This window comes from Sphingomonas sp. (assembly GCF_035317925.1).
Lineage (GTDB): Bacteria > Pseudomonadota > Alphaproteobacteria > Sphingomonadales > Sphingomonadaceae > Sphingomonas_I.
In genome coordinates this window covers 1-8,208 of record NZ_DATHFV010000220.1, presented here as the reverse complement: position 1 = coordinate 8,208, position 8,208 = coordinate 1, and the positions used below count along the sequence as shown (strand labels likewise).

The following is an 8,208-nucleotide window of genomic DNA, read 5'->3' as shown; positions in this document are numbered from 1 at the left end:
CGATCAACAAGATCGACAAGGAAGGCGCCAATCCGCAGCGGGTGCGCGAGCGCCTGCTCGAGCATGAGGTGGTCGTCGAGGAAATGTCGGGCGACGTCCAGGACGTCGAGGTTTCGGCGACCGCCAAGACCGGGCTCGACGAACTGATCGATAAGATCCAGCTCCAGGCCGAAGTGCTCGAACTGACCGCCAACCCCGATCGCCCCGCCGAAGGCGTCGTGATCGAGGCCGAGCTCGACAAGGGCCGTGGCCCGGTCGCGACGATCCTCGTCCGCCGCGGCACGCTCAAGACCGGCGACATCTTCGTCGTCGGCCCCGAGAGCGGCAAGGTTCGCGCCCTGGTCGATGACAAGGGCAAGCAGGTGAAGACCGCCGGCCCGTCGACCCCGGTCGAAATCCTCGGCATTTCGGGCGTTCCGTCGTCGGCCGACCAGCTGACCGTCGTCGAGAACGAGGCGCGCGCCCGCGAGGTCGCCGCCTATCGCGCCAGCGTGATCCAGCAGAAGCGCACGACCAGCGCGCCCGCCAGCCTCGAATCGATGTTCTCGGCGCTGCGCGACAAGCAGGCCGAGCAATTCCCCCTGGTCATCAAGGGCGATGCGCAGGGTTCGGTCGAAGCAATCGTCGGATCGCTCAACAAGATCTCGACCGATCTCATCCAGGTTCGCATTCTCAGCGCGGGCGTGGGCGGCATCACCGAGAGCGACGTCAGCCTGGCGGCGGCCTCGAAGGCGCCGATCATCGGCTTCAACGTCCGCGCCAACTCCAAGGCGCGCGAGATCGCCACGCGGGACGGGGTCGCGCTCAAATATTATGACGTGATCTACGATCTGCTCGACGATGTTCGTGCCGCGATGGCGGGCCAGCTCGGACCCGAATATTTCGAAACGGTCGTCGGCCGCGCCGAAATCCGCGAAGTCTTCTCCGCCGGCAAGCACGGCAAGGCGGCGGGTCTGCTCGTCACCGAAGGCTTTATCCGCAAGGCGCTGCGCGCGCGCGTCACCCGCGACGATGTCATCATCTACAACGGCTCGATCGCCTCGCTGCGTCGCTTCAAGGACGACGTCGCCGAGGTCCGCGCCGGCCTGGAATGCGGTATCACGCTCGAAGGCTCGATCGACATCAAGGCGGGCGACTTCCTCGAAACGTTCGAGGTCGAGGAACGCGAACGCGTTTTGTAATCGGCTAAAGCCCTCTCCCGCTTTCGCGGGAGAGGAGGGGCCCGCGGAGCGGGAGGTGAGGGTCTTCTCCTTCTAGGCCTCGATGGAAGAAGAAGACCCTCACCCAACCCTCTCCCGCGAAAGCGGGAGAGGGCTTCGAGGTAGCAATGCGCCACAACGAAACCTCAGAGGGCAAAACGGTCCGCCTGCTTCGCGTGGGCGAACAGGTGCGCCATATCCTTGCCGAGATCCTGATGCGCGGCGACGTGCATGACGACGTGCTCGCGTCGCACCTCGTGTCGGTGACCGAGGTGCGGATGTCGCCCGATCTCAAGCATGCGATCGCGTTCGTGAAGCCCCTGCTCGGATCGGACGAGGAAAAGGTGCTGAAGGCGCTGCGCACCAACACCGCTTATTTCCAGAGCGAGGTCGCGAAGCGCGTGAACCTCAAATATGCCGCCAAGCTCAAATTCCGGCCCGACGAGAGCTTTGACGAGGGCGCCCGGATCGATGCCCTGCTGCGCTCGCCGGTCGTGGCGCGCGACCTCGACGCCGACGACTAGGTCGCGCCTCCACGCACTTTTATTCATCTCGGCGGAACAGCCGCGCAACCTTCCTGCCGTCTAATCGGCCCGGACTGACGGAATCGACTCCGCGACTCACCGCGAGTCATGATATGCGAGTCGCACCGCCGGCCCGCTGAGCCCGGGATATGGTGACGAAGAGAGACAAGACGGCTCCCGCTTTGGCGTGAAGGAGACGGGATATGGACCTCATCGATCTCTACCACCGTCGTGGCATCTCTCTGGTGCGCTCCAAGCTGCGCGCTTCGGCCGCCGCACGGCGCGGCTATTGCCGTCTCGCCAAATATTATGCCGACCAGATCGAATCGCAGCGCGTGGACGCCGAACCGGTCGCACCCCCGTCGGGCCTCACACCCGCGCTTTAGGCGACTCCATTTCTATTTGGGCGTCACCCCGGACTTAATCCGGGGTCCACAGGGCCATGCCCGAAGCGCTTGTGATAGGGTGGATGCCGGAACAAGTCCGGCATGACGGTGGTGGCTGACCGCAGCCCATCCCACACGAATCCCGCGTTTTTCGGAAATGCCAGAAAGACCGAAAGCGAAATTACGGCCCAAAATGAAAATGGGGGCCGGTGTTGCCACCAGCCCCCACTGCGCCGAGCGGCTCCGGTCTCCAATTCCCCTTGCGGGTCCTTGATCCTTGATCGCTCAGGCGTCGCTGCTTTGCCGCCGGGCGAACCCTTTGGCTGGTCAGCGGCCCTTCTTGGGACCCCGGTCGCTGACGTTAACCTTTCGGCCCCGTCCGCCACCGCCGTCTCTTCCGGCGCCTTCCTTCGCTTCCCGACTCTGACTGCTCCGCAGAGCCTTCGTCCTCGTTCCGCTCCGGATGTCCTCTGGGTTTCTTGCTCTTCCGTTTCCGTCCGAGCCCGTCTCCCGAGCACATCCAGAAACTCTCACGGCCGGCCGAGTCGCACCAGCGGAAAATAGGGGTTCAGGCCTGTGGATAACGAGGATAACGGGGGTTATTGCGCGTCTGAATCGATTCTGGACGGAAAATTGTGCGTTGAAGCCTTGTTCGCGACCGAATGAGTCGCTTGGGATGACATCATGACCGAAGACAAAGCGCCGCCGACTCCACTGCCGCCCGAAGCCGAACCGCCTTATCCGCCGCACGGCGCCGCCGCGCAGCGCGACGAGGCGCTCGAGCATCTGCCCGAGGGGCCGGCGATCGGCGCTTTAGGCGTGACGCTGATTGGAGGCGCGGTCGCCGCCACGGTCGGGCTGTTGCTCGCGATCCCGCTGCTGCGTCGGAAGAAGAAGCCGGCCGCAGCCGCGCCCAAAGCGAAAGCCGCGCCGCGCGCGCGCCGTCCGCGCCGCAAGCGGACGGACTAGGCTTGATTCAGCTCTGCTGAACCAGGTGCGGCACCGGCCCGCGCCCCCACCCGGCCTCCCATAGAATAACCTGTTGGGCGGCCGGGTGGGGGCGCGGGCCGGTGCCGCTTCCGCGTGAGCGGACAAAGAATCCTAAAACTGCCCCGAGGGCGGATGCGGCTTGCGGGGCTCGACGTCGCCCTCGCCGCCGGCCATCGGATCCGAATCGAAATCCTCGGGCGTGCCGCCGCCGCCCGCACCCGCGCCGGAGCCATGGACTTCGCCGTCCTTGCGCACCGACGCCCGGTGGCCGCGCTCGGCGGCCCCGGGATCGGCTTTGTCTTTGTCTTCAGCCATCAGCGGCTGGGTTCGTCGCTTGAATTGCCGGGAGTCGGCGCCGATTCCTCGGCGATGTCCGGACCGGAGGCTGCGGCACCCGCGCCCCCTTCGCCGCCGAGCGTGTGAGCGATGGTTCCGCCCTGCTGGCCAGATTGCCAGCTCTTGGACGCCCGGCGCTCCTCATAGGCGATGCGCTCTTCTTCCGTCATGACGGCGGGATCTTGGGTTTGATCGGCCATGATCGCTCTCCTTGCGAATTGGTTCGGGATAAGAACGAAGCGGCACGCGCACCCGTTCCCGGCTTTGCGACGGGCCGCAGGCTTGCAACGCCGGGCGACGCGGCTAGGGGGAGGCGATGGCAGAGAAGCTACGCATCGCCCTCGCGGGGCTCGGAACGGTCGGCGGTGGCGTGGTCAAGTTGCTTGCCCAGAATGCGGCGCTGATCGAACGCCGCGCCGGACGCGGGATCGAGATCGTCGCCGTTTCGGCACGCGACCGGACACGCGACCGCGGGATCGACCTCTCTGGCATCGACTGGGTCGACGATACCGTCAGCTTGGCGGCACGCGCCGATGTCGATGCGGTGGTCGAGCTGATCGGCGGTTCCGACGGTCCCGCGCTCACGCTCGCGCGCGCCACGCTCAACGCCGGCAAGGCCTTCGTCACCGCCAACAAGGCGATGCTCGCGCACCACGGGCTGGAACTCGCCGCCGCGGCCGAGGCCGCCAACACCGCGCTTAAATATGAAGCCGCGGTTGCGGGCGGCATTCCGGTGATCAAGGGCCTGCGCGAAGGCGCCGCCGCCAATGTGATCGACCATGTCTATGGCGTACTCAACGGCACCTGCAATTACATCCTGACGACGATGGAGGCTGAAGGCCGCGACTTCGCCGAGGTGCTGAGCGAGGCCCAGGCGCTGGGTTATGCCGAGGCCGATCCCAGCTTCGACATCGACGGCGTCGATGCCGCGCACAAGCTCGCCATCCTCTCCAGCCTGGCGTTCGGCACCGAGGTCGATTTCGACGCGATCGCGATCACCGGCATCCGCCACGTGCTGGGCGCCGACATCGCAGAGGCCGACGCGCTCGGCTATCGCGTCCGCCTGGTCGGCTTCGGCGAGGCTAGCGCCAAGGGCCTGTTCCAGCGCGTCCACCCCTGCCTCGTGCCGATGGGCCACCCGCTCGCGCACGTCACCGGATCGCTGAACGCGGTGGTGGCGGAGGGCAATTTCGTCGGCCGCCTGCTGTTCCAGGGCGCGGGCGCGGGCGACGGCCCCACGGCCTCCGCCGTCGTCGCCGACCTGATCGATATCGCGCGCGGCGAATATGGCCCCGCCTTCGGCATGCCGGTGAAGAGCCTCGCCCATCCGAAGACCGCACCCGCCGGCGAACGGCGCGGCCGTTCCTACCTGCGCTTCACCGTTGCCGACCGGCCGGGCGTGCTCGCCGAGTTGACCGCGGCGATGCGCGACGCGGGCGTTTCGATCGAAAGCCTGATCCAGCGCGGCGCGGCGCCCGATGGTAGCGTACTGCTGGTGATGGTCACGCACGAAGGCCCCGAACGCAGCGTCGTCGCCGCGCTCGACAAGCTCGAAGGCTCGTCCAGCCTGGTCGGCCCGCCGATGCTGATGCACATCCTCGCAGGCTAATCCTCGGCGTTTCTATTGCTGCGGTTTCCAGGGGTGGCGGTCGGCATAATCCGACGCGCCTTCCGGATCGACGATCGCGCGCACGACCTGCGCCAGGCCGGTTCCCGCCGCGACCAGATCCACCGCCCCGTGCGCCGGGCAATTGGCGGCGCGGCAGGGTTGCGCCGCATCGATCAGCGCCTGTTTGCCGCTCACCGGCTCGCCGATCGCCGCGCGCGGTCCATCGGGCGGCCCGCGTTCGTCGGGCAGGGGAAGGCGCTCGGCCGACCCGCCACGCCCGTTGCCGCACACCACCACCTCATTGGCGTGCGACGGCAGCGCGCAGGGATGGAAGCCGTGCCGATATTCGTCGCGATAGAGCGCGATCATCTGCTGCGCGGGCGTGGTCCTGGATGCGGCGGGCATTATTGGGCCCGACGGCGTCGCAGCAGCGCGCCCGGCGCCGGCCGTCAGCAGCAATGCGATCGTCATCGGCAGCGGACGCATGGGGATTCTCCCGTCAGCGCCGCGATAATGATCGGGCTCATGCAAAAATGCAAAGCGCTACCAGCGCCTTTCTCGACAAGGTAACATGCCCGTCCTATCGCGCCCCCGATCAACAGACAGGGAATTGGTACGCGATGGCGGTGAAGGCTTCGAAGACGCTCGATCGCGTACTGGTGCTGGAAATGGTGCGGGTGACGGAGGCGGCGGCGATCGCCGCGTCCAAGATGGTCGGACGCGGCGATGAGAAAGCCGCCGACGCCGCCGCGGTCGAAGCGATGCGCGCCGCCTTCAACGAACTGGATTTCGACGGCACCGTCGTGATCGGCGAGGGCGAGCGCGACGAAGCCCCGATGCTCTATATCGGCGAGAAGGTCGGGCGCGGCAGCGGGCCCAAGATCGATATCGCGCTCGATCCGCTCGAAGGCACGTCGATCGTCGCCAAGGCAGGCCCCAACGCGCTCGCGGTGCTGGCCATCGCCGAGGAAGGCTGCCTGCTCAACGCGCCCGACGTCTATATGGAAAAGATCGCGATCGGCCCGGGTTACGCCGCCGGCGTGGTCAGCCTGAAGCAGACGCCGACCGAGAATGTCTGCGCACTGGCCAAGGCCAAGGGCGTCGACCCTCACGAGATCATCACCTGCGTGCTCGATCGCCCGCGCCACGACAAATTGATCGCGGAGCTGCGCGCGATCGGCTGCGGCGTGATGCTGATCCCCGACGGCGATGTCGCGGGCGTGATCGCGGTCAGCGATCCCGACACGACGATCGATCTCTATCTGGGTTCGGGCGGCGCGCCCGAGGGCGTGCTGGCGGCGGCAGCGCTCGCCTGCGTCGGCGGCCAGTTCGAGGGCCGGCTGCTGTTCCGCAACGACGACGAGCGCGGCCGCGCCAAGAAATGGGGCGTGACCGATCTCGACCGCATCTATCGGCTCGAGGATCTGGTGAAGGGCGACGCCATCTTCGCGGCGACCGGCGTCACCGACGGCTCGCTGCTCGAAGGCGTCAAGCGCCGCGCGGGCATGATGACCACCGACAGCGTGGTGATGCGCGCCAGCTCCGGCACGGTCCGCTGGGTCAAGGGCGAGCACCGGCGCGGCAAGGTCGACTGACCGATCGCACTGTCCGGATCCGGCCAATTTCCGGACATCTGCGCGGCGAGATTTCCACGTCCTCTCGAATGACCAAATAATTTCGCCAATGTATCGGAAATTCCGCCAGCATCTGGTGACGAGCACGGCTGATTTTACCAAATTGCGCAATTTCCCCCTCTCGCGGGCAATTGGCACGCTCCCTGCAATTCATTGAGCATCGCCGGAATGGTCCGGCGGAAATGCTCTTAGGGAGATTTGAAATGACCAACTACGCTTCTTCGTTCGCCGCTCAGTTCGGCGTCGGCTTCATCTCGTTCATCGTCAGCGCAACCTGCATCCTCGCCGCGGTCGGCCCCAGCCACTTCGCCGGCTGATGCGCCTGGACAAGGAGAGGGACATGATCCGGAACTATAACCCCAACCAGGTGCCGAGCCGTGGCATGCTGCTCGGCACCTGCGCCGGAATTTCCGAAAGCAGCGGCGTCGCCGCCCCCGTCGTCCGCATCGTGGCGATCGTCGCCGCCTTGTTCTGGTGGAAGCTGATGCTGCTCGCTTACTGCGGCGGCGCGATCTACTACCGTTTCCGTCGCTGAGACGGAGCTACTTAGCTCCGTCCAGCGCCGGTTCGGTAGCCGTCGCCGGCAGCTCGGCCTTCATCGCCGCCGCGACCTTTTCCGCTTCTTCCATCACCCGCAGCACATTGCCGCCCGCCAATTTGGCGACGTCGGCATCTTTCCAGCCCCGCCGCAGCATCTCCGCCAGCAAGGCCGGATAAGTGGCGACGCTCTCCAGCCCCTCGGGCAGGCTGTTATCGACCCCATCATAATCCGATCCCAATCCGACATGGTCGATGCCGGCTACTTTCGCGATATGATCGATATGATCGGCCACCTGGCCGATCGTGACCTTGGGCGCGGGATGCGCCTTGATCCAATCCGCCAGCGCCGCCGCCGCCTTGTCCGGCGCGCCGATATAGAGACCGCCGAAGGGCGGCGCGTTGAGCCGCGTCTTCTCCGCCGACTCTTCCGCTTCCCAGAGGCGATAGTCGTGCGACACATATTGCCGCGCGAAATTGACCATCACCACGCCGCCATTGGCCGCGACCAGTTTGAGCACGTCGTCGCTGACGTTGCGCGGATGATCGTCCACGCCGCGCGCGCCAGAATGCGAGAAGATCACCGGCGCCTTGCTCACGCGCAGCGCGTCGCGCATCGTGTCCTCGTTCACGTGCGACAGATCGACCAGCATGCCGATCCGGTTCATCTCGTGCACCACCGCCTCGCCGAACGGGGTGAGCCCGCCATGTTTGGGATTGTCGGTCGCCGAATCCGCCCATTCGATCGTCTTGGCGTGCGTCAGCGTGAGATAGCCCGCGCCGAACGCCTTGTAGGCGCGCAGCACCGAGAAACTGTTGTCGATCTGGTTGCCGCCCTCGACCCCGATCAGGCTGGCGATGCGCCCGGCCTTGTGGATGCGGCGCACATCGGCGGCGGTCGTGGCCAGTTCGAACGTCTCCGGATAGCGCGCGGCGATATCGCGGATCAGGTCGATCTCCTCGATCGTCTCCTTGACCTGTTCGAGCGGCGGC

General features: G+C 66.2%; 11 protein-coding genes. 7 read left to right on the top strand and 4 right to left on the bottom strand.

Going from position 1 to position 8,208, the window contains the following annotated elements:
- From infB to VK533_RS16145, 4 genes are all read left to right on the top strand, one after another.
- Positions 1 to 1,181: translation initiation factor IF-2 (gene infB / locus VK533_RS16160; RefSeq protein ID WP_324379581.1), on the top strand; the 1,181-nt coding region annotated here is incomplete at its 5' end.
- A 146-nt stretch (positions 1,182 to 1,327) separates the two neighbouring features.
- The gene (gene rbfA / locus VK533_RS16155; RefSeq protein WP_324379580.1) at positions 1,328 to 1,723 is read left to right on the top strand and encodes a 30S ribosome-binding factor RbfA; all 396 of its coding nucleotides are present in this window, start codon (positions 1,328 to 1,330) and stop codon (positions 1,721 to 1,723) included.
- Between the two features lie 203 nt (positions 1,724 to 1,926).
- Entirely contained in the window at positions 1,927 to 2,109 is a 183-nt protein-coding gene (locus VK533_RS16150; RefSeq protein ID WP_324379578.1) for a hypothetical protein, read from the top strand.
- 684 nt (positions 2,110 to 2,793) lie between these two features.
- Positions 2,794 to 3,078, top strand: a complete 285-nt coding sequence (locus VK533_RS16145) for a hypothetical protein (RefSeq protein WP_324379576.1) — start codon at positions 2,794 to 2,796, stop codon at positions 3,076 to 3,078.
- 132 nt (positions 3,079 to 3,210) lie between these two features.
- On the opposite strand, the gene VK533_RS16140 is transcribed toward VK533_RS16145, so the two are convergent.
- Together VK533_RS16140 and VK533_RS16135 are read right to left on the bottom strand one after the other, a co-directional pair.
- Positions 3,211 to 3,414: a hypothetical protein gene (locus VK533_RS16140; RefSeq protein WP_324379574.1), complete on the bottom strand. Its 204-nt coding sequence runs from the start codon at positions 3,412 to 3,414 to the stop codon at positions 3,211 to 3,213.
- Complete coding sequence (locus tag VK533_RS16135; protein WP_324379572.1) at positions 3,414 to 3,635, bottom strand: hypothetical protein; 222 nt, start codon at positions 3,633 to 3,635, stop codon at positions 3,414 to 3,416. The genes VK533_RS16140 and VK533_RS16135 overlap by 1 nt, the downstream gene beginning before the upstream one ends.
- 116 nt (positions 3,636 to 3,751) lie before the next feature.
- Here VK533_RS16135 and VK533_RS16130 point away from each other — a divergent pair, with 116 nt between their 5' ends.
- Positions 3,752 to 5,044: a homoserine dehydrogenase gene (locus VK533_RS16130; protein ID WP_324379571.1), complete on the top strand. Its 1,293-nt coding sequence runs from the start codon at positions 3,752 to 3,754 to the stop codon at positions 5,042 to 5,044.
- A gap of 12 nt (positions 5,045 to 5,056) precedes the next feature.
- On the opposite strand, the gene VK533_RS16125 is transcribed toward VK533_RS16130, so the two are convergent.
- Positions 5,057 to 5,530: a hypothetical protein gene (locus VK533_RS16125; protein ID WP_324379569.1), complete on the bottom strand. Its 474-nt coding sequence runs from the start codon at positions 5,528 to 5,530 to the stop codon at positions 5,057 to 5,059.
- 134 nt (positions 5,531 to 5,664) lie between these two features.
- Between VK533_RS16125 and glpX the strand changes: the two genes are divergently transcribed.
- Positions 5,665 to 6,639 (top strand): class II fructose-bisphosphatase, encoded by a 975-nt coding sequence (gene glpX, locus VK533_RS16120; RefSeq protein ID WP_324379583.1) that lies wholly within the window; start codon positions 5,665 to 5,667, stop codon positions 6,637 to 6,639.
- A 379-nt stretch (positions 6,640 to 7,018) separates the two neighbouring features.
- Positions 7,019 to 7,213 carry a PspC domain-containing protein gene (locus tag VK533_RS16115; protein WP_324379567.1) on the top strand — a complete coding sequence of 65 codons (195 nt, stop codon included), beginning with the start codon at positions 7,019 to 7,021 and terminating at the stop codon, positions 7,211 to 7,213.
- Between the two features lie 7 nt (positions 7,214 to 7,220).
- Here VK533_RS16115 and VK533_RS16110 read toward each other — a convergent pair.
- Positions 7,221 to 8,208: dipeptidase (locus VK533_RS16110; RefSeq protein ID WP_324379565.1), on the bottom strand; the 988-nt coding region annotated here is incomplete at its 5' end.

Coding starts and splice junctions, on each gene's coding strand:
- rbfA (WP_324379580.1), top strand. CDS start 1,328: ATGCGCCACAACGAAACCTCAGAGGGCAAAACGGTCCGCCTGCTTCGC.
- VK533_RS16150 (WP_324379578.1), top strand. CDS start 1,927: ATGGACCTCATCGATCTCTACCACCGTCGTGGCATCTCTCTGGTGCGC.
- VK533_RS16145 (WP_324379576.1), top strand. CDS start 2,794: ATGACCGAAGACAAAGCGCCGCCGACTCCACTGCCGCCCGAAGCCGAA.
- VK533_RS16140 (WP_324379574.1), bottom strand. CDS start 3,414: ATGGCTGAAGACAAAGACAAAGCCGATCCCGGGGCCGCCGAGCGCGGC.
- VK533_RS16135 (WP_324379572.1), bottom strand. CDS start 3,635: ATGGCCGATCAAACCCAAGATCCCGCCGTCATGACGGAAGAAGAGCGC.
- VK533_RS16130 (WP_324379571.1), top strand. CDS start 3,752: ATGGCAGAGAAGCTACGCATCGCCCTCGCGGGGCTCGGAACGGTCGGC.
- VK533_RS16125 (WP_324379569.1), bottom strand. CDS start 5,530: ATGCGTCCGCTGCCGATGACGATCGCATTGCTGCTGACGGCCGGCGCC.
- glpX (WP_324379583.1), top strand. CDS start 5,665: ATGGCGGTGAAGGCTTCGAAGACGCTCGATCGCGTACTGGTGCTGGAA.
- VK533_RS16115 (WP_324379567.1), top strand. CDS start 7,019: ATGATCCGGAACTATAACCCCAACCAGGTGCCGAGCCGTGGCATGCTG.